Here is a 19,757-nt window from a genome sequence, read left to right on the forward strand (position 1 = left end):
TACGATGGCAACCGTAAGTTCGGGGGAAGGCTCATCTGCGGGCGAACGGAAGGTGACCGGACCGGCATCGGTCCATCGCCGCACGATTCGCCCGCACAGGGTCGGATTCATTTGGGACCGTCCACCATATGGACGGTTCGGACTGTCGGGGATACCGCACGACCCGCCGGAACCTCCCCTCATCCATCGCATACCGCCCGCCGTTCACGGCGATATCACGCAACATAGGGGTCATTGATATGCAGACTTCACACACCACCGCATCCGCTGCGGCCACCACATCGCTCGCCCGTCGTATCGTCGCCGCATCCTGGAAGCCGGTGCTGTTCGCCGTGCTGATGTGGCTGTCCGCGGCCGCCGGCGAGATTCCGATTCCGGGCACGCCGGTGCCGATCACGCTGCAAACGTTCGTGGTGATGCTCGCCGGTCTTATGCTGCCGTGGCGTCAGGCCGGCGCCGCCGTCGCCACCTATCTGGCGGCCGGTGCGGTCGGCCTGCCGGTGTTTGCCGGCGGCACCTCCACGCTGGCCCTGGTCGGCCCGAGCGCCGGCTTCCTCTTCGGCTTCCTGCCGGGTGTGGTGGTCATCGCCCTGCTGCGCGGCAAGTCCGACACTTCGTCCTTCGCGGCCGCCGCGCGCACCGCGGGCCGCTACCTGCTGGCCGCGCTGGTCGGCGGCGTCGTGGTGGTGTACGCCTTCGGCTTCGTCATCCAGTCCGCGCTGACCGGTGCGCCGCTCGCCGCCGTGGCCCTGGCCTCCATGGGCTTCGTGGTTGGCGACGCCATCAAGGCCGTGGTGGCCTCTCTGGCCGCCGCCGGCCTGTCCAAGCTCGGTCGCTGACCTGAGCTACTAGCTAGCTACTGGCCGGCTATTACAGCACTCCCACATCGGCGGTGCGGACCGTATGGTCCGTGCCGTCTTGTGTTCTCAGGATCAGTGAGGCGTCTTCGTTGAGGCCGATGGCTTCGCCGGTCAGCGTGGTGCCGTCCGTGAAGTGCGCCTCGACCTGACGGCCGCGCGCCCAGCACACCGCCTTCACCTCCTCGCGCAACGACTCGGCCTGGCCCTTCGGGTCGGCGATGAACTTCACCAACCGCTCGCGGAAGCCCTCGACCTGACGTTCGGCCACCGCATCGCGCATCTCGCCGAACGACGGCAGCCCGGAGACATGCAGCTGCAGCGAGGTCGATTGCGGCGTGGGCAGCCGACAGGCGCCCAAGGCCAGGTTCAGGCCGACGCCGAACACGATGACGACGTCGTCATCGACATCAGCATCAGTACCGGTACCGGACGACGGCGGAATCACCAGTTCCGAGAGCAGCCCGCCCAGCTTGAGCCCGTGGCAGAACACGTCGTTCGGCCATTTGAGTTCCAGCGAGCAGTCCGGCTGGTTCGGCGCGGCACCGTATTCCTCGATCATGCCGTTCAGGGCGTCCAGCGTGACCAGTCCGGCGATCATCTGCAGCCAGCCATTGACGGATTCGTCGGTGGCGATCGCGCGCGGAATGCGCACGGCATAGGACATCGTCGAGCAACGGCCGGGCTGACTGACCCACTTGTGACCATTGCGCCCACGGCCGGCGGTCTGCCGGTCGGCGGCCACCACGGCCACCGCCAGTTCGCCATCCTGGTGGTCGGGCAACGTCAACGACCCGTCGCCAATCATCTGTACGGCCAGCGCGTTGGTCGAATCGGTTTCGTCCACGGCGACCACATGATCTGCGACGGCTGTAGTTCTGGGTAGCTGCGGCGTTGCAGCTTTCAACGCAATCATCATGGGCACTACGTTACCTCGATTTTGGCGCGATATGCCCGCGTTATTCCATGGAAAAGCGCGCAAAATCAACTATTTTCACCCACATAGCCCATGTTAACGTTCACAACTTCGGAAATTCCGCATTCGCCGACCCCACGCATGCACCCGGCCGTCATATTGGCTTGCGAACAATGGCGATGCCCGGCAGACATCGAATATCAACCGTTGACCTGTGCGGCTACCATATATTGTCATGACGTCACCAGCCACCGCGAAGCTTGCCGCCGTATCCAGCCGCCAGTCCCACCCGCATCTTGCGCGCGCGGGCGCTGCCGCGCGCTGGACACTGGCCGTGCTGGCCGGCCTGTGGCTTGCACTGTGCACGGCGGTCGGCCCGCTGTACTGGGACGAGGAGAACGGCACCCTCGCCCATTGGAACTGGGCCAATACCGCAATATTCGTCGTGTCATTCCTGATATATCTCGGAATCATCACGCTGATGGTGCGATTCGCAGCAGGCCAGCGCATACTGCCGAGGGCTATCGGCGAGCGACTACGTCAACATCAGCAGAATAGCGAAACATCACGGCCCGCCGCCGATCAGCAGGCCAGCCAACCAGCCAAGACCCGTCGTACCGTTCGCGCTATCGTCACGTCCACCGTCACTGTTCTGGACCGCTGGATCACACGCGGCACGAACCGGTTCTGGAAGCTTATGCTGGTGTTTTTTGTCGGCTGGCTCTGGGTGCCGACCACTCTGCTGGCCGCATTCGGTGCGGACCTCCGCTCACAGATCCGTGAATTCAGCTGGGCCTGGAACCAGTGGACCGGCCTGAAACAGCCCTATATCGGCTTCTTCTCCTTCGTGCCGATGGACATCTACCCCACTGCGCACTACATGTGGCCGTCCGATCCCACGTATCTGACCGACCAGCACAATGTGGTACTCACTGTGTTCTATGGCGCGATGGTCACGTTTGCGAGGCATCTGACCGGCTCAAACGATGCCGGTATCGTGACGTTGGCTGCCCTGCAGACGCTGTTCGCCGTGTTCTGCTGCGCTGCCGCCGCCAATCGATTCCTGAACCGGCCTTGGATAGGAAAAACGGCAACGGATTCCGCCGCTCCCCCACAGGCCGGAGGATTGGCTCGATTCCTGATTCTGCTGTTCTTTATGGTCTGCCCGCTGGCCGTGTTTTCCACTATCTCCATCACCAAATCGCCGCTGTTCGCGTTCTCGTTCGTCTGGTGGTTCAGCGTCTGGTATGAACTCGTCCAGACCTGGCACCCCGCCGGCACCCGCAAACATCCTCAGACCCCTGCCATCGCCACGCCCGTCCACTTGCCGCGTCACAGTTTCATCGCCTTTATCCTGGCCACGTCGGTAATGCTGATTTCCGCGAAATATGCGTGGTACATCATCGCCCTACAAATCGTGCTGGCTCTGATCGCCGACCGCAAGCGCTGGGCGACTTACGTCGTGGCGCTGCTCATCCCCACCGTACTGATTCACGGCGGCATCTCCTTCGCCATCTCCTCTGGTGCGATCATCGGCGGCGACCCAATCGAAAGCCGCGGCGTACAGCTGCAAATGATCGCCCGCGTGGCTCAGCGCAATCCGGACGGTATTTCAGACGAAGCCAAAAAGAACCTCGCGCCCGTCTTCAATCTCGATCAGATGGCCGACGCTTACTCCCAGCAGGATGCCGACCCGGTGAAATCCTCCGGTATTCAGGCCAAGAAGGTCAGCTACAAGTGGCGCACGGTGACGCCCGAGGATATGACCAATTTCAACAAGGCATGGTTCGAAATCGTCAAGGACAATCCGATCATCGCGCTGGATGCGTTGCTGGCCAAATGCTTCGGATACTTCAATGTGAACGATCAGCCGTACGTATCGATGGATTATTACGTGGCCAGCGATTACGTGCAGAAAAACTCCACATGGATCAAGGATTACAACCATGACTGGCGTGAGCACATCGCCGGCTTCACTCGCGTATGGGGCAGTATTCCCGTGCTCGGCTGGCCTACGCACGGCAATTTCTACGTGGTGATGACATTGCTGATCGGCGCGGCCGAGGTGATTCGCCGACGTTGGCTCACCCTCATGACCCATATTCCGCTGCTACTGCTGATGGGCGTGATGATTACCGCGCCGGCCAATAATTTCGAGCGGCACATGTTGCCGGTTGCGTTTGTATTCGGATTCGTGGTGCTGACGTATTGGCGAGAGTCTTTGGCTGAAAGGCAACGCCAATCAGCGACGCTACACTAGTGACTATGTCAGATTTTCTCGAACTTCTTGCTGCCGACGTTGCCGATTCGTCCGGTGCATCCGGTATGCCGGGTGCGCCCGATTCATCCGATTCGGCCGCACCCGGCATCACCGCGACCAACCGCGTACGCACCGTGCTGTTCGAGTGCCTGTTCAATCATCTGGCCGACGAACGAGTGGAGTCCCTGTTCACCATCCTCGGTTTCGAGCATGACTTCGATTGTTACACCATCGCCGGATACCCTGCCCGGTCCGCCGCACGTACGGCCAAGGAAATCGAGAAAATCGTGGCCGATTTCGGCGGTATGTGTCTGACCGCCAAGCGCCCGATCGGCAACAGCACCGCCGTAGTGGCGTTGATTCGTCCGGTCGGTGCGGCCACGCCGGAAATCATCTGCAATACCATCGCCCCGTCGTTCGCCGCCGATCGGCCAATCGCCTTGGGTCCACAGCGCACCGGTGCCGATGGCGCGATGCGTTCGATTCAGGCCACGCTCTACTGTCTTCAGGCCGCGCCGGCCCTGGCCGCCACCGTGCAGCCATTGCCGCGCCCGTTACGCACCGACGACGCCCTGCCCGAACGTGCGTTGATCGGCGACGCGGACGCCCGTGACGAACTGGTCCGCGTGGTCTACGGAAGCCTGACAGCAGCAGGCCCTGATGATCCGACGCTGCTCACCGTCTCCACATTCCTGAAGTTCGGCGGTTCGCTCGAGACCACGGCCAAGGAGCTCAACGTACATCCCAATACGATCCGCTACCGTTTGAAGCGTGCCGCCGAATCCACCGGCTGGGATGCCACCGACCCGCGCGAGGCGTACGTGCTGATCACCGCCATCGCGTTGGGTCGTGTGGCCGAAGCGTAACGGACCGCAGCGTAGTCGGGCAGAAGCATAACCAGCAGAACCGTAGCCGTCAAAGGCCATAGCTGACCGGACATAACCGTCCAGCCCGACAGCCTAGCGGGCCGAATCAGGCTGCCTGAATTTCGCGTACGCCATCGCGCAGTAACGCGGCCAAGGATTCTTGAGTGGCTAACACTTCGTCCACGAATCCACCGGCGGACAGGCTGGCGATCACGCGACCGGACTCGTTGTCCACAATCGGTACACCGACGGCACCGACACCCAACGTCACATCCTCATCCGACAGTGCATATCCACGTTCGCGAGTCAAGCGAATATCCTCGCGCAACTGTTCCACACTGACCAGCGTGTTCTCGTTATATGCCGGAAACGGCACTCCTGCAAGATAGCGTTCGACATCGGCATCCTCGAAATACGCCAAGGCCACGCGGCCGGCCGCGCCAGCATGCAGAGGCAGCACGCGGCCCGGGCGCAGGATCAGCGAATCGATGGCATGACCTTGCGCGCATTCCACGCATACCAATTCAGTGCCGGAGACCACACTGAGGAATGAGGTCATGCCGGTTTGCGCGGTGATGGCATGCATGACCGCAATCGCAGGCTGCCATTCGGTACGAGACGTGCGAGCGGCATCAGCCAATCGCAGCCAGTCCAGCGATAATGAGTAGTTGCCATCCGTATCCGTTACGGCCCACCCCACATCGACCAGTCCATCCAGCACACGGTATACGGAGGATCGCGGGATATCACAGGCGTCGGCGATATCTGCCGGAGACAGGCCATTCTCCGCCGCCAATGCGTCCATCACACGACTCGCCTTGTCTAAAGCGCGGGTCGGTTCACGTTTGTCTTCCGCCATCGCCGACGTTCCTTCCCCCTGACTTATCCCTGACTCATCGTATTCAACTGCTCAGGCCAAGATAATCACCGCTGTATCCAAGGCCTCGCGACACCTCGCGGCCGACAGTCTGCACCAATTGCACCATGTCTTGAGCCGATGCCGTTGCCGGTTTCCCATCTACCAGACAGGCCAGCTCAGGTTCCAAGGAGCGGGAAAGGCCACTCAGGGCGATTGCCGCCTGAATCTCTCCGGCGTGATTGAATACCGGTACGCTGATAGTCACGGAGCCGGCCATGGTCTGGCCGACATCATAGGTGAAGCCGCATTCACGTATATGACGAGCCTGTCCCATTGCTGTGGTACGCATCGTGGAGAATGTGCCGCCGAGCTCGTTGTTATAGGCATAGTGTTCCAACAGCTGCTCGTAGCGAGCCGGGGGAAGCCAGGCCGTCAGTACATGAGAGGGAGCGCTCATGCTCAGAGGCAAGCTATTGCCCACCAGCTGTGCATAGCTTTGCAATGCCTCACGGGTGCGTGTCTCGATACACACCGTGCGCAATCGCCTCCGAACGAACAGACCCCAGATGCCGAACTGGCCACGATGGGCGCGGAAGGTACGGCGAGCGATCTGCTGAATGTCCAGTCTGCTTTCGATTTGGCCGCCGATCCGTACGCAATCGATGCCAAGCCGATACTCGCCACGATTGATGCCGCGTTCCACCCAACCGACTGCGGCGAGATTATCCAGCAAACGATACGTTGAGCTTACGGGTTCACCAGTACGTTCGCTTATGGTTTTTGCAGTGCTTGGTCCCAGTTCCGCCAATACATCAAGTACTGCCTTGGATTTCACCAATGCATCTACGCTACGGTCATCACGGCTTGGCGCCACCATGCGCGTCACCTCCTGGCCTGTATGTTGATACCTCAGCCATCTTACCGGGTATTCAGCGGGTTGCCGCCCAAAACGCACTGGGCCCCGGCAGGAGTATCCCGTCGGGGCCCAAGAGGTTTCTGGCTCCCCTCTTTGAGGGGGAGCCGTCCGCGCGGCGGACCGGGGGAGATCCGAGACGCTAAGGCCCAAGGACGCGAGAAACACCCCGACGCGCGGGTGTCCTGATATGGGGAAAGCCCCTTGGGGCGTGTGCTCCAAGGGGCTTCCTGTACGTGTGATGCGGCGGCGTGCTACTCTCCCACACCCTGTCGGGTGCAGTACCATCGCCGTGCCAGGCCTTAGCTTCCGGGTTCGGAATGGGACCGGGCGTCTCACCTGGGCCATGGCCGCCGCAAATCTTCTCTTATACGGTCAGACGCTGGGGTCTGCCGGCCTGTGGCGGCCTGGGAACCGGACAGCGGACGCGGATATGTCGATGTTTCGTCTTGTGGCCAGACAATGCTCATTGCCGTCTGGTGTCGTTTGCAGGAGGAAGATGCGGTCCCCGAAGGAATCGGGGAATGTTAGTGTTGCCTTTCGTCCGTTAGTACCGGTCGGCTCCACCCCTCGCGGGGCTTCCACGTCCGGCCTATCGACCACGTGTTCTGCATGGGGACTACAGGAACTCGAAGGTTCCACGGAATGCTTATCTTGGAGCAGGCTTCCCGCTTAGATGCTTTCAGCGGTTATCCCTTCCGAACGTAGCCAACCGGCCGTGCCACTGGCGTGACAACCGGCATACCAGAGGTTCGTCCACCCAGGTCCTCTCGTACTATGGGCAGGCCTCCTCAGCATTCCAACGAGCGCAGAGGATAGAGACCAAACTGTCTCACGACGTTCTGAACCCAGCTCGCGTGCCGCTTTAATCGGCGAACAGCCGAACCCTTGGGACCTGCTCCAGCCCCAGGATGCGACGAGCCGACATCGAGGTGCCAAACCATCCCGTCGATATGGACTCTTGGGAATGATCAGCCTGTTATCCCCGGGGTACCTTTTATCCGTTGAGCGATGCCGCGTCCGTACACCGGCACCGGATCACTAGTCCCGACTTTCGTCCCTGCTCGGACCGTCGTCCTCGCAGTCAAGCCCGCTTGTGCACTTGCACTCGCCACCCGATTGCCAACCGGGCTGAGCGGACCTTTGGGCGCCTCCGTTACTCTTTGGGAGGCAACCGCCCCAGTTAAACTACCCGCCAGGCACTGTCCCTGAACAGGATGACTGTTCGAGGTTAGACATCCAATGCGAACAGAGCGGTATTTCACCTTACGGCTCCGCGCGATCTGGCGACCGCGCCTCTCGGCCTCCCGCCTATGCTACACAATCCACACCGAATGCCAATACCAAGGTATAGTAAAGGTCCCGGGGTCTTTTCGTCCTTCTGCGCTTAACGAGCATCTTTACTCGTACTGCAATTTCGCCGAGCTCCTGGTCGAGACAGTGGGGAAGTCGTTACGCCATTCGTGCAGGTCGGAACTTACCCGACAAGGAATTTCGCTACCTTAGGATGGTTATAGTTACCACCGCCGTTTACCGGGGCTTGAATTCACCGCTTCACCCGAAGGCTGACGGATCCTCTTAACCTTCCGGCACCGGGCAGGCGTCAGTGCATATACAGCGGCTTGCGCCTTCGCATGCACCTGTGTTTTTGGTAAACAGTCGCTACCCCCTGGTCTGTGCCACCCCCAAAAGCTCCCACAGCAAGTGTGTTCACCATCGGGGGTCTCCCTTAAACCGAAGGAACGGGAGTGATTTGCCGAGTTCCTTGACCAGGATTCGCTCGATCGCTTTGGTATTCTCTACCTGACCACCAGTGTCGGTTTGGGGTACGGGCGGCTTTGAGCCTGACGCCGAAGCTTTTCTCGGCAGCCGGGATCACCGGATATCGGGCCATAAGGCCCCCATCATCGCACCTCGGACCCATGCGGGACGGATTTGCCTGTCCCACGCCCTGCGTGCTTGACCACGGAAGACCACCTCCGCGGCCGGCTACCCTTCTGCGTCACTCCTGCGCTGACCTACTACAAGGATCGGTCCCAACAGGCCAGGGCATCCCGCCCCCGAAGGAGCAGTAAGCCCGGACCCGGAGGTTAGTACTCCAAGCCTCGGTTTTGGCGGCTGAAAGCCGGTACGGGAATATCGACCCGTTCATCCATTCGACTACGCCTGTCGGCCTCGCCTTAGGACCCGACTCACCCAGGGACGATGAACGTGGCCCTGGAACCCTTGGTCATCCAGCGGACGGGATCTTCACCCGTCTCTCGCTACTCATGTCTGCATTCTCACTCCCATGAAGTCCACGGCGCGTTCACACGGCCGCTTCGCCCCTCATGGGACGCTCTCCTACCCAGTACAAAATACTGCCGCGTCTTCGGTGGTGTGCTTGAGCCCCGCTACATTGTCGGCGCGGAACCACTAGACCAGTGAGCTGTTACGCACTCTTTCAAGGGTGGCTGCTTCTGAGCCAACCTCCTGGCTGTCTATGCGACTCCACATCCTTTCCCACTTAGCACACGCTTCGGGACCTTAGACGACGGTCTGGGCTGTTTCCCTTTCGACGACGAAGCTTATCCCCCGCCGACTCACTGCCGGGATACGCGTCACCGGTATTCGGAGTTTGGTTGCTGTTGGTACCCGATACGGGCCCGCAAGCATCCAGTAGCTCTACCCCCGGGACGTAATGACCCGACGCTGCACCCAAATGCATTTCGGAGAGAACCAGCTATCACGGAATTTGATTGGCCTTTCACCCCTAGCCCCAAGTCATCCCCCCGGTTTTCAACCCAGGTGGGTTCGGTCCTCCACGCGGTCTTACCCGCGCTTCAACCTGCTCAGGGCTAGATCATCCCGCTTCGGGTCCAGGACACGCGACTCAAACGCCTTTTAAGACTCGCCTTCGCTACGCATACCCCACACGGGTTATGCTCGCCACATGCCACTGACTCGCAGACTCATTTTTCGATAGGCACGCCGTCACCCCACAAAAGGGCTCCGACGGATTGTAGGCGCACGGTTTCAGAGACTGTTTCACTCCCCTCCCGGGGTACTTTTCACCTTTCCCTCACGGTACTCGTTCGCTATCGGTCAGACAGGAATATTCAGGCTTACCCAACGGTCTGGGCGGATTCGCACGGGGTTCCACGGGACCCGTGCTACTTGGGAGACGCGATCGGCAGACCATGCGCGTTCAGGTACGGGGCCCTCACCCTCTGCGGCCCGGTATTCAACCCGGTTCCCCTGACACATGGTTTTCTGCAACTGCCGGCCGGCCCGTCGGAGCCGGCGCACGCGATCCCGCAACACCCCGCGCGCAACCCCCGACGGGTATCACACGCGCAAGGTTTGGCCATCATCCGCTTTCGCTCGCCACTACTCACGGAATATCCTTTCCTGCAGGTACTGAGATGTTTCACTTCCCTGCGTACCCCCCGGCCGAAGCCGGTACCGACCCATGACGGTCGGTGGGTTCCCCCATTCGGAAATCCTCGGATCAAAGCCCTGTTGGCGGCTCCCCGAGGCATATCGCAGCCTCAAACGTCCTTCATCGGTCCTGTCTGCCAAGGCATCCACCATACGCCCTTGCAAGCAACACACACCACGAAAGTGCATGGCCGCAAGATTCCTCTAGCAAATTCCCAGACGACAAATCATCACACTAAAAATGATCACAAAACGATCGAAACGAACAATAGAGTTCGATTCGAAATCAACAGCAAAACAAAGATTCAAAAACTCTTGTTTTGCTCGCGTCCACTATCCAGTTCTCAAGCCACCACGCACCGCCACGCCGACCAGACCGGCACACGGCCGGCCCGCAGGCACGACGGGCATCGAATCGCGCCAGGCAAAAAGCCTGGGGTGGCGATCCGGGAGCCCAAAAGCGCATCCATACCACCCCGGCACCCACCGCACGACCGGCAGGGCAAAGCCAACGACGTCTTCCACACCAGCAACCCCGCCGCCATCGCACCATGCGACGCGCGGGGCGCACACCGTCGGACGAACATCCGACTGAATTCTCCGTAGAAAGGAGGTGATCCAGCCGCACCTTCCGGTACGGCTACCTTGTTACGACTTAGTCCCAATCACGAGCCTCACCTTAGACGGCTCCATCCCACAAGAGGTTAGGCCACCGGCTTCGGGTGCTGCCCACTTTCATGACTTGACGGGCGGTGTGTACAAGGCCCGGGAACGCATTCACCGCGACGTTGCTGATTCGCGATTACTAGCGACTCCGCCTTCACGCAGTCGAGTTGCAGACTGCGATCCGAACTGAGACCGGTTTTCAGGGATCCGCTCCGCGTCGCCGCGTCGCATCCCGTTGTACCGGCCATTGTAGCATGCGTGAAGCCCTGGACGTAAGGGGCATGATGATCTGACGTCATCCCCACCTTCCTCCGAGTTAACCCCGGCGGTCCCCCGTGAGTTCCCGGCATAATCCGCTGGCAACACGGGGCGAGGGTTGCGCTCGTTGCGGGACTTAACCCAACATCTCACGACACGAGCTGACGACGACCATGCACCACCTGTGAACCCGCCCCGAAGGGAAGCCGTATCTCTACGACCGTCGGGAACATGTCAAGCCCAGGTAAGGTTCTTCGCGTTGCATCGAATTAATCCGCATGCTCCGCCGCTTGTGCGGGCCCCCGTCAATTTCTTTGAGTTTTAGCCTTGCGGCCGTACTCCCCAGGCGGGATGCTTAACGCGTTAGCTCCGACACGGAACCCGTGGAACGGGCCCCACATCCAGCATCCACCGTTTACGGCGTGGACTACCAGGGTATCTAATCCTGTTCGCTCCCCACGCTTTCGCTCCTCAGCGTCAGTAACGGCCCAGAGACCTGCCTTCGCCATTGGTGTTCTTCCCGATATCTACACATTCCACCGTTACACCGGGAATTCCAGTCTCCCCTACCGCACTCAAGCCCGCCCGTACCCGGCGCGGATCCACCGTTAAGCGATGGACTTTCACACCGGACGCGACGAACCGCCTACGAGCCCTTTACGCCCAATAATTCCGGATAACGCTTGCACCCTACGTATTACCGCGGCTGCTGGCACGTAGTTAGCCGGTGCTTATTCAACGGGTAAACTCACTCTCGCTTGCTCCCCGATAAAAGAGGTTTACAACCCGAAGGCCTCCATCCCTCACGCGGCGTCGCTGCATCAGGCTTGCGCCCATTGTGCAATATTCCCCACTGCTGCCTCCCGTAGGAGTCTGGGCCGTATCTCAGTCCCAATGTGGCCGGTCGCCCTCTCAGGCCGGCTACCCGTCGAAGCCACGGTGGGCCGTTACCCCGCCGTCAAGCTGATAGGACGCGACCCCATCCCATACCGCGAAAGCTTTCCCAGAAGACCATGCGATCAACTGGAACATCCGGCATTACCACCCGTTTCCAGGAGCTATTCCGGTGTATGGGGCAGGTCGGTCACGCATTACTCACCCGTTCGCCACTCTCACCACCAAGCAAGCTTGATGGATCCCGTTCGACTTGCATGTGTTAAGCACGCCGCCAGCGTTCATCCTGAGCCAGAATCGAACCCTCCACAAAAAAACTTCATGAAAAGCATCCGAATAGATGACTCTCAAAACAAAAATTGACGAGCACGTCCTTAAGGAAGGACGCCCTCAAAAAACCTCACCCCTCATCAAACCCTCCCGGGTACCCAACCACCACGACAGGCAATCAGGCGAGGAATGAACTGGCAATCATTGACTATAAAGAAGTAGTACAAACACGCTCTTGAGTTCTCAAACCACCACCACACCAGCCAGACGGGAAACCAACCAGAGGAAGGAACCCGCCGCGCTGAGCGGCAACAGGTGAATAACTTACACGCATGTCCGGATTCACGCAAATCAAGGCGCACAAAAACCCCAGGAATCGTTGCAATCACACGGTTCCCTCGGCGTGTCGCAAACAGCCTATTTGCGCTGTTCTGATATCAGAATAATCCGTTTTGCATTGCCGATGCGTAACAAATTCATGTGTTCATCGGCGTGTTGCAAGAATTCGATTGCGTGACCATCCAGGTTCACCTTCTCGCAACCGGTCATCGCATATGCAAAAAGGGACTTCCCTTTACGGGAAGTCCCTTTCAGTAGCTATTGAAGCTCGCTAGCTTCAGGCCAGGGTGTTCGGGTCAACCGGAACGCCCGGGTTCATCGTGGAGGTGATGGTTGCCTTGGTCAGGTAACGGCCCTTCACGGTGGACGGCTTCAGACGCTTGACTTCGTCGGCCACAGCCTTGAAGTTCTCGTCCAGAGCGGACTCATCGAAGCTCATCTTGCCGATGAGGAAGCTCAGGTTGCCGTTCTTGTCGACACGGAACTCGATCTTGCCGCCCTTGATGTCCTTGACAGCCTTGGTGACATCCATGGTCACGGTGCCGGTCTTGGGGTTCGGCATCAGGCCACGCGGACCGAGCACACGGCCCAGACGGCCGACCTTGCCCATCATGTCCGGAGTAGCAACCACGGCGTCGAAGTCGAGGAAGCCGCCCTGAACCTTTGCGATCAGGTCGTCATCACCGACGATGTCGGCGCCAGCCTCGGTAGCCTCGGTAGCCTTCGGGCCACGGGCGAACACGAGGACCTTGGCGGTCTTACCAGTGCCGTGAGGCAGGTTGACGGTACCACGCACGAGCTGGTCGGCCTTACGCGGGTCAACGCTCAGACGGAACACAGCCTCGACGGTCTGGTCGAAGTTGTAGGAGGGCATGCTCTTGAGCAGAGCGATGGCCTCGTTGGCGGTGTAGAGGTTGTTGCGATCGACGCGCTCAGCGGCTTCGCGGTACTTCTTGGAACGCTTTACCATCTGTCCTTCTCCTTATCAGTCCGTAACCGTGATGCCCATCGAGCGAGCGGTGCCCTCGATGATCTTCATGCCGGCCTCGATATCGCGAGCAGACAGATCTTCCATCTTGATCTCGGCGATTTCGCGAACCTGCGCCTTGGTGACAGAGCCGACCTTGTGGGTCAGCGGGTTCTCGGTGCCCTTCTCAACGCCAGCGGCCTTCTTCAGCAGAGCTGCAGCCGGCGGGGTCTTGAGCACGAAGGTGAAGGAACGATCTTCGTAAACGGTGATCTCGACAGGGATGACCTGACCCATCTTGTCCTGCGTCTGGGCATTGTATGCCTTGCAGAAGTCCATGATGTTCACGCCATGCGAACCCAGAGCCGGGCCCAGCGGCGGGGCCGGGTTGGCCTTGCCAGCCTGGATCTGGAGCTTAATCAGCGCCGAGACTTTCTTCTTGGGAGCCATATTATGGTTCTTCTTTCTATAACGCGGTTCGAATGGTCGCCGTCCTCAGGTTCGGCTGTCTGCCATCATGCTCGGTCTTGACTCATTATTTATCCGTGCATGCTGTAGGCAATCGGCCTGTGGTCGGTCTCCTCCCGCAACTTATATTGCTGTGCTGTGCTAGCGAGTCTCCTCTCCAGACACAAGCTTTCCTATTATGCAAATCCACCCGGACAACACAAAAAGCCCGACCACGATGGTCGGGCTCTGCAAAGTTTGGGAGTTAATCTAGCTTCTGAACCTGGTGGAAGCCAAGCTCCACCGGCGTATCACGGCCGAAGATGGACACGAGCACGGTGAGCTTCTGAGTGGTGGGCTCCACGTCGGAAACAACGGCGGCCATGGTGGCGAAAGGCCCATCGGTGACGGTGACCTGATCGCCAACGGCGTAGGAGACCTCGACCCTGCGCTTCTTGGCGGCGGCGGGCTTGTCGCCGGCGGCCTTGAGTGCCTCGGAAGCAATCATCGGAGCCATCATCGCCACGACTTCCTTGCGGGAGAGCGGCGCCGGATCCTTGGTCGGGCCAACGAAGCCGGTCACGCCTTCGGTCTCACGAACGATACGGCGGGCGTTCTCATCCGGCCACATACGAATCAGCACGTAGCCAGGAACACGCACGCGGGTGATGACCTTCTTGCCCTTCTCGGTGTGCTTCTCGACTTCTTCCATCGGCACCTCGACCTGGAAGATCTGGTCTTCCATGCCGAAGGAGGCGACGCGGGACTCGATGTTGGTCTTCACGCGCTTCTCGTAGCCGGAGTAGGTGTGCAGCACGTACCACTTGCCATCAAGGGAACGCAGGGACTTGGAGAATTCGTCAACGGCCTGCTGACCGGCATCGGTCTCCTCGGCCTGCTCGGATTCGTTGACTTCTTCCTCGTCCTCATCCAGAGAAACGGTCTCGGTCTGAGTGGAAGCAACGGGAGCGGATTCAGTCGCCGCCGGAGCGTCGGACTCAACATCTGCATTGTCGACGGATGCGTCAGATTCTGCGGAAAGGTCAGCGACCGGTTCGACCGGGGCAGCTGCCTCATCGGCAGCAGCTTCGGAAGCCTCGACAACAGGCTCCTCAGCCGGGACGGCGTCGAGGTTCTCGAGATTCAGTTCATCACTCATGCGTTGTTATTCACCTTAGGTTGTGCGGATCAGCCGAACACCCACAGCGTGGCCTTGCCTAGACCGAAGTCCATGCCAGTCACGAGGGCCATCAGCAGCAGCACGAAGATGAATACGGCCAGAGACCAGAAGAACAGTTCCTTGGCGGTAGGGGTCACGACCTTGCGAAGCTCGTCGATGATCTGCTTGATGAACAGACCGATACGCATGAAGACATTCGGCTTGACTGCCTTTTCACTCTTGCTCGTCTTAGCCATTCCGTACCTCGCGTCAGCTGCTTGATTATTAGAAACTTGGCAGGGAAGGCGGGACTCGAACCCACAACCTACGGTTTTGGAGACCGTTGCGCTACCAATTGCGCCACTTCCCTAGGTGAAAATCCACCTCGGCGTGCGTTCCGTAGAGAACGCTTCGCCACGGCGAAACCGCCAAGTCGTTATAGTAACGGCTCCGGTGGATTATCGCAAATCGCGTGTCGCGCGCGTAGCACGCGACTCTTCTCAGTTAGCCCATTCCTTGAATCGACGCATGCCTTCGGCTAGGTCTTCGTCGGCCAGTGCGTAGGAGAAACGCAGGTAACCGGGAGCACCAAAGGCCTCGCCGGGGACGGCGGCCACGTGGGCCTCATCCAACAGTGCAGCGGCAAAGTCAGCGGACGTATCGGACACTGTGCCCTTGGGACCCAGCGGCTTGCCAAGCAAAGCGGTGATGTCCGCAAAAACGTAGAACGCGCCGGTCGGAGTCGGGCAGTTGACGCCCTCGATATCGTTCAAGGCGGTCACAATCGCACGGCGGCGCGCGTCGAAGGCCTTACGCATCTCGTGCACCTCATCCAGCGGGCCGGCCACAGCAGCCAAAGCAGCACGCTGGGAGATGTTGGCCACATTGGAGGTCATATGACCCTGCAGCTTGGCGGCGGCCTTGGCCACCTCAAGCGGAGCGACCATCCAGCCGACACGCCAGCCCGGCATCGCATAGGTCTTGGCCACGCCGTTCAGCACCAGCAACTGCCCGCGGCATTCCGGCACGGCGGCACCGATGTAGGTGGTGTGCGCATCGTCATAGTTCAGGTGCTCGTAGATCTCGTCGGAGATAACCCAAATGTGGTGCTCGACGGCCCAACGACCGATCGCTTCCACGGTTTCCGGCTTCCAGACGGCTCCGGTCGGGTTGTTCGGGGAGTTGACGATGATTGCCTTCGTATGCTCGGTACGGGCCGCTTCCAGCGCCTCAAGCGAGGGCTCGAAGTTCACGTCGGCACCGGCGAATACTTCGACCGGCACACCACCGGCAAGCTTCACAGCCTCGGGGTAGCTGGTCCAGTACGGAGCGGGAATGATGACCTCATCGCCATCGTTGAGCAAGATCTGGAAGGATTCATACACGGCCTGCTTGCCGCCGTTGGTCACCACGACCTGATCGGCATTGACCTCATAGCCGGAATCGCGCAGCATCTTAGCCGCAATCGCTTCGCGCAGCTCGGGCAGGCCCGGCGTAGGCGTGTACTTGTAATTCTTCGGGTCAAGGCAGGCATCTGCCGCAGCCTTGACCACGTTTGCGGGGGTCGGGAAATTCGGTTCACCTGCGCCGAAGCCGACAACGTCAAGTCCGGCGGCCTTCATGGCCTTGGCCTTGGAATCGACGGCGAGCGTAGCGCTCGGTGCCACAGTGTTGATACGGTCGGAAAGAGTCTGCCATTGCGCCATAGTCATGGCTCCCATGCTAAACCTACAGCACGAAAAATCGCCAGAGCCGCACTATGGTGATGGAATCTGTCGTGTGACAGATTCCATCAGTCACACGAGCACGAGATTGTCGCGATGAACCAGTGGGTGGGCGTACTGGGGGCCGAGGAAACGCTTGAGTTGGGCGGTGTTACGCCCGAGCATCTGCGGAATTTCTTCGGAATCGAAGCCGGCGAGGCCTCGGGCCAGGTGTTCACCGCTTTCGGCATCGATCCAGACCGGATCGCCGGCGGAAAAATCGCCATGTACTTCGAGCGCGCCGGCCGCCAGCAGCGAGGCACGCCCGCCGCGAATCGCCTGGCCGGCACCCGCATCGACCACAATCGTGCCGCGCGGGTCGGCGGCGAAGCCGATCCACAGACGGCGTGAGGAGCCGCGGGCCTTAACCGGTGCGAACACGGTGCCCACCGGATCGCCCATCATCGCAGGGCCCGCGTTCGAGGCGCAGGTGAGTACCGTGGGGATGCCCGAGACGGCCGCCACGCGCGCGGCCTCGAGTTTGGTGACCATGCCGCCGGTGCCGACCTTGGAGCCGGAGCCGGAGACTTGGATGTCGCCCAGCGCATCAATCACGTTGGGCACATATTCCACACGGCGGGAGCCGGGCTGCGAGGGCGGCGCAGTGTACAGCGCGTCCACGTCGGTCAGTAGCACCAAGGCTTCGGCCCGCACCAGGTTGGCCACCAACGCGGAGAGTCGATCGTTGTCGCCGAAGCGAATCTCGTTCGAGGCCAACGAATCGTTTTCGTTGATGATCGGCACCACGCCGAGGTCAAGCAGACGGTCCAGCGTGCGTTCCACATTGCGGTACTGGGTGGCACGAATCGTATCTTCGGCAGTGATCAGAATCTGGCCGACGCGAATACCGAATCGACCGAACGCAGTCTCGTAGCGGGCCATCAGTAGCCCTTGGCCGACGGCTGCGGTGGCCTGCTGAGTGGCCACGTCCACCGGCCGCGAGTCAAAGCCCAGAGGCCCGAAACCGGCGGCGATAGCACCGGACGAGACCAGCACCACACGTCCGCCCATCAATCGGACCTGAGCCAAGGCCGCGGCCAACGCGTCGAGCTTGTCCGGGTCGAGGTGACCGCTCGGCTGGGTCAGCGAGCTGGAGCCGACTTTCACGACAATGGTTCCGGCTGCGGCGATCATGCGCCGCACCTCGGCCTGACTCGGAGTGCTCATTTATTCCTCGGTTTCACCATCTTCGCTGGACTCACCGTGGCCGAACAGGCTGGTTTCGTCATGGCGATCGTCGTCAACGGTCGGGTCGGCCCAGTGGCCGGCCTTGCGTTCGGCCATCATCGCGTCGCGCACGGCGGCACGGGCGTCCATCATCTCGTGGTATTGGGCACGACGTTCGGCGTTGGAGCGGCGGTGCGTGCGCGGGTCCAGCTCTTCGAGACGCAGATCCTTGCCTCGGGCACCGAGGTTGGAGCCGTCGAGCATTTCGGCACCAGCGGAGATGGTCGGATCCCAATCGAATTCGACCATACGGGCACCACGACCGATGCGCACTTCGTCGCCGGGGTGAGCACCCTTGCGGCGCAGCTCGTCCTCCACGCCCAGCTTGGCCAAGCGGTCAGCCAGGTAGCCCACGGCCTCGTCGTTGTCGAAGTTGGTCTGCATGACCCAGCGCTCCGGCTTGACGCCACGCACCTCGAAGAACACTTCGCCATTGCCGAGTTCGCGGCGCTCGACCGTGAACTCAAGCGCACTGCCGCCCTCGTCAGCACGACGCGGACGGCGGCCCTTGGTCTCCAATGGCTTGATGACCACGCGAGCCTCCTCTTCGGCCTGCTCGCGGTTGGCCACTTCCTCACGCATCTCGTGCACCAGCGCAGACAACGCGAAGTTGAGCTCCTTTAGACCCTCGTGCGAGGCAGTGGAGATCTCAAAGACCTTCAGCCCGAGTTTCTCGAACTCCGGACGCACGAACTCAGCCAATTCCTTGGCCTCGGGCACATCGATCTTGTTCAGAATCACGATGCGCGGGCGTTCGGGAATCGGGATGGCACCCAACGGCAGCTCGAGCTTGTCGGCGTAGAGCGCCAACTCGTTTTCCAGCGCGTGGTAGTCGGACATCGGGTCGCGGTCCGGTTCAAGCGTGGCGCAATCGATCACATGGGCGATGATTTCGGTACGTTCGATGTGGCGCAGGAACTCCAGTCCCAGGCCCTTGCCTTCGGAGGCGCCCGGAATCAGGCCCGGCACGTCGGCGATGGTGTATCGAGAGTCGCCGGCGATAACGACGCCGAGATTCGGCACCAGCGTGGTGAACGGGTAGTCGGCGATCTTCGGCTTGGCGGAACTCATCGCCGCAATCAGGGACGACTTTCCGGCCGAGGGGAAACCGACCAACGCCACGTCGGCGATGGACTTCAATTCCAAAATCACGTCGCGCTCTTCACCGAGTTCGCCGAGCAGGGCGAAGCCGGGGGCGCGGCGGGTCTTGTTAGCCAGGGCGATGTTGCCGAGGCCGCCGGCACCGCCTTGGGCGACGACGCAGCGGTCGCCCTCGTGGCGCAGGTCGGCGAGCTGCGCGCCGGGATGCTTGGCTTTGCCCTGTTCGCCGCGCGCCTCAAAGACGACGGTGCCGCAGGGCACGGGCAGAATCAGGTCCTCGCCCTTGGAGCCGTCCTTATTGTCGCCCAAACCCATGGTGCCGCTGCCGGCGACACGATGCGGCATGAAACGATAGTCGAGCAGGCTGGTGGCGTTACGGTCGGCCACGAACACCACGGAACCACCGTCGCCGCCATTGCCACCGTTCGGGCCGGCCAACGGCTTGTATTTCTCACGACGGATGCCGGCCGAACCGTTGCCCCCATCGCCGCCCTTGACATGGACGGTTACTCGATCCACAAAATCACTCATATTGATTACCTTACAAAAAAGCCGCGTCCTTACGGGCGCGGCTT

13 protein-coding genes, 1 tRNA gene and 3 rRNA genes are annotated in these 19,757 nt (G+C 60.6%); 3 read left to right on the plus strand and 14 right to left on the minus strand.

Features of this window, described 5'->3' with window-relative positions; all coding sequences use genetic code 11:
• The first annotated feature begins 239 nt into the window (after positions 1-239).
• Positions 240-839 carry a biotin transporter BioY gene (locus BLLJ_RS08950; protein WP_007052980.1) on the plus strand — a complete coding sequence of 200 codons (600 nt, stop codon included), beginning with the start codon at positions 240-242 and terminating at the stop codon, positions 837-839.
• 31 nt (positions 840-870) lie between these two features.
• Here the strand turns inward: BLLJ_RS08950 and BLLJ_RS08955 are convergent, their stop codons facing one another.
• Complete coding sequence (locus tag BLLJ_RS08955) at positions 871-1,776, minus strand: biotin--[acetyl-CoA-carboxylase] ligase (protein WP_013582939.1); 906 nt, start codon at positions 1,774-1,776, stop codon at positions 871-873.
• 232 nt (positions 1,777-2,008) lie between these two features.
• Between BLLJ_RS08955 and BLLJ_RS08960 the strand changes: the two genes are divergently transcribed.
• The gene (locus BLLJ_RS08960; RefSeq protein WP_013582940.1) at positions 2,009-4,033 is read left to right on the plus strand and encodes a DUF6020 family protein; all 2,025 of its coding nucleotides are present in this window, start codon (positions 2,009-2,011) and stop codon (positions 4,031-4,033) included.
• Between the two features lie 5 nt (positions 4,034-4,038).
• Complete coding sequence (locus BLLJ_RS08965) at positions 4,039-4,899, plus strand: helix-turn-helix domain-containing protein (protein WP_007053763.1); 861 nt, start codon at positions 4,039-4,041, stop codon at positions 4,897-4,899.
• A gap of 106 nt (positions 4,900-5,005) precedes the next feature.
• Here BLLJ_RS08965 and BLLJ_RS08970 read toward each other — a convergent pair whose 3' ends face one another.
• The 13 genes from BLLJ_RS08970 to obgE all read right to left on the minus strand — a co-directional run bounded on the left by BLLJ_RS08970 (position 5,006) and on the right by obgE (position 19,713).
• Positions 5,006-5,758: an IclR family transcriptional regulator gene (locus tag BLLJ_RS08970; RefSeq protein ID WP_013582941.1), complete on the minus strand. Its 753-nt coding sequence runs from the start codon at positions 5,756-5,758 to the stop codon at positions 5,006-5,008.
• Between the two features lie 43 nt (positions 5,759-5,801).
• A complete protein-coding gene (locus BLLJ_RS08975) occupies positions 5,802-6,635 on the minus strand; it encodes an IclR family transcriptional regulator (RefSeq protein WP_013582942.1) in 834 nt (277 codons plus the stop codon).
• A 277-nt stretch (positions 6,636-6,912) separates the two neighbouring features.
• Positions 6,913-7,029, minus strand: a 5S ribosomal RNA gene (gene rrf, locus BLLJ_RS08980).
• Positions 7,030-7,198: 169 nt separating this feature from the next.
• A 23S ribosomal RNA gene (locus BLLJ_RS08985) occupies positions 7,199-10,264 on the minus strand.
• A 433-nt stretch (positions 10,265-10,697) separates the two neighbouring features.
• A 16S ribosomal RNA gene (locus BLLJ_RS08990) occupies positions 10,698-12,222 on the minus strand.
• Together the 16S, 23S and 5S rRNA genes form the textbook arrangement of a ribosomal RNA operon.
• 573 nt (positions 12,223-12,795) lie before the next feature.
• Positions 12,796-13,488, minus strand: coding sequence for a 50S ribosomal protein L1 (gene rplA, locus BLLJ_RS08995; RefSeq protein ID WP_003829786.1), 693 nt, complete (start codon positions 13,486-13,488; stop codon positions 12,796-12,798).
• 15 nt (positions 13,489-13,503) lie between these two features.
• A complete protein-coding gene (gene rplK / locus BLLJ_RS09000; protein WP_007053055.1) occupies positions 13,504-13,935 on the minus strand; it encodes a 50S ribosomal protein L11 in 432 nt (143 codons plus the stop codon).
• 262 nt (positions 13,936-14,197) lie between these two features.
• Positions 14,198-15,091, minus strand: coding sequence for a transcription termination/antitermination protein NusG (gene nusG / locus BLLJ_RS09005; RefSeq protein WP_007055071.1), 894 nt, complete (start codon positions 15,089-15,091; stop codon positions 14,198-14,200).
• A 29-nt stretch (positions 15,092-15,120) separates the two neighbouring features.
• The gene (gene secE, locus BLLJ_RS09010) at positions 15,121-15,348 is read right to left on the minus strand and encodes a preprotein translocase subunit SecE (RefSeq protein ID WP_007053057.1); all 228 of its coding nucleotides are present in this window, start codon (positions 15,346-15,348) and stop codon (positions 15,121-15,123) included.
• Positions 15,349-15,385: 37 nt separating this feature from the next.
• Positions 15,386-15,461: transfer RNA gene (locus tag BLLJ_RS09015), tRNA-Trp, on the minus strand.
• 130 nt (positions 15,462-15,591) lie between these two features.
• Positions 15,592-16,797: a pyridoxal phosphate-dependent aminotransferase gene (locus BLLJ_RS09020; protein WP_007055070.1), complete on the minus strand. Its 1,206-nt coding sequence runs from the start codon at positions 16,795-16,797 to the stop codon at positions 15,592-15,594.
• Positions 16,798-16,887: 90 nt separating this feature from the next.
• On the minus strand, positions 16,888-18,021 hold the full coding sequence (proB, locus tag BLLJ_RS09025; protein ID WP_007055074.1) for a glutamate 5-kinase: 1,134 nt from the start codon (positions 18,019-18,021) through the stop codon (positions 16,888-16,890).
• Complete coding sequence (gene obgE, locus BLLJ_RS09030) at positions 18,022-19,713, minus strand: GTPase ObgE (RefSeq protein ID WP_007053060.1); 1,692 nt, start codon at positions 19,711-19,713, stop codon at positions 18,022-18,024. It lies immediately after the preceding gene.
• Between the last annotated feature and the right edge of the window lie 44 nt (positions 19,714-19,757).

It is taken from the genome of Bifidobacterium longum subsp. longum JCM 1217 (assembly GCF_000196555.1).
In the GTDB taxonomy this organism is placed as follows: Bacteria; Actinomycetota; Actinomycetes; order Actinomycetales; family Bifidobacteriaceae; genus Bifidobacterium; species Bifidobacterium longum.